The 925-nt window shown below is 69.5% G+C and carries 1 protein-coding gene and 1 pseudogene; both read left to right on the top strand.

The genetic code is table 11. From position 1 onward, the window contains the following. Positions 1-132 precede the first annotated feature (132 nt). On the top strand, positions 133-795 hold the full coding sequence (locus IO20_RS0134195; RefSeq protein WP_030557209.1) for a hydrolase: 663 nt from the start codon (positions 133-135) through the stop codon (positions 793-795). 5 nt (positions 796-800) lie between these two features. Then, positions 801-925, top strand: a pseudogene (locus IO20_RS41880) (DoxX protein); the annotation flags it as partial.

The following is a 925-nucleotide window of genomic DNA, read 5'->3' on the forward strand; positions in this document are numbered from 1 at the left end:
CGGTTGTGCGCTGTGGTGCCAACCCCTGGGCGCCGGAGGTCAACACGGCCGGTGGGGCCGCTCGTAGCTTGAAGGAGTGCCGGGCCGCGGGAGTGCGGCGGGCACCCATCGACTGCTGCGAGAGGACCCCTGATGTTCGACATGGACAAGGTGCAGGCCGCGCCGAGCAAGGATCTGCTGACGCCGGACAACTCGGTCATGCTGTTCGTGGACCACCAGCCGCAGATGTTCTTCGGTACGGGCAGTGGTGACCGCGCGGCGATCATCAACAGCACGGTGGGTCTTGCCAAGGCGGCGCGGGCGTTCGGTGTGCCGGCGGTGCTGACGACGGTGGCCGCCGAGTCGTTCTCCGGGCCTCTGCTGCCGCAGCTTGCCGAGGTGTTCCCGAAGCAGGAGGTCATCGACCGTACGACGATGAACGCCTGGGAGGACGAGGCGCTCGTGGCGGCGGTGAAGGCGACCGGCCGCAGGAAGATCATCCTGGCCGGTCTGTGGACCGAGGTCTGCCTCGTCCTGCCGGCGCTGTCGGCGCTGGAGCAGGGGTATGAGGTGTACGTGGTCTCCGACGCGTCCGGCGGCGTCAGCCCGGCCGCTCACGAGCACGCGCTGCAGCGGATGCTCGCCGCCGGCGCCGTGCCGGTGACGTGGGTGCAGGTCCTTCTGGAGCTGCAGCGTGACTGGGCGCGCCAGGAGACGTACGGCGAGGTCATGGAGATCGTCAAGGCGCACGCGGGCGCGTACGGGCTGGGTGTCGTGTACGCGCAGAGCGTCATCGGCGCGCACGCGGCGGGCTGAGGTCTGTGGACACCGGCCTTCTGATTCTGCGTCTGCTGGTGGGTCTGCTCGTCGCGGGCCACGGGGTGCAGAAGGTCAGTTCGCACCTGGGCGGCAGGGGACTTGAGGGCGGTACGGAGGAGTTCCGCGC

It is taken from the genome of Streptomyces exfoliatus (assembly GCF_000725545.1).
Lineage (GTDB): Bacteria > Actinomycetota > Actinomycetes > Streptomycetales > Streptomycetaceae > Streptomyces > Streptomyces exfoliatus.

Bases quoted from the DNA above. Each gene is read 5' to 3' on its own strand.
- IO20_RS0134195 (WP_030557209.1), top strand. From the start codon at position 133: ATGTTCGACATGGACAAGGTGCAGGCCGCGCCGAGCAAGGATCTGCTG.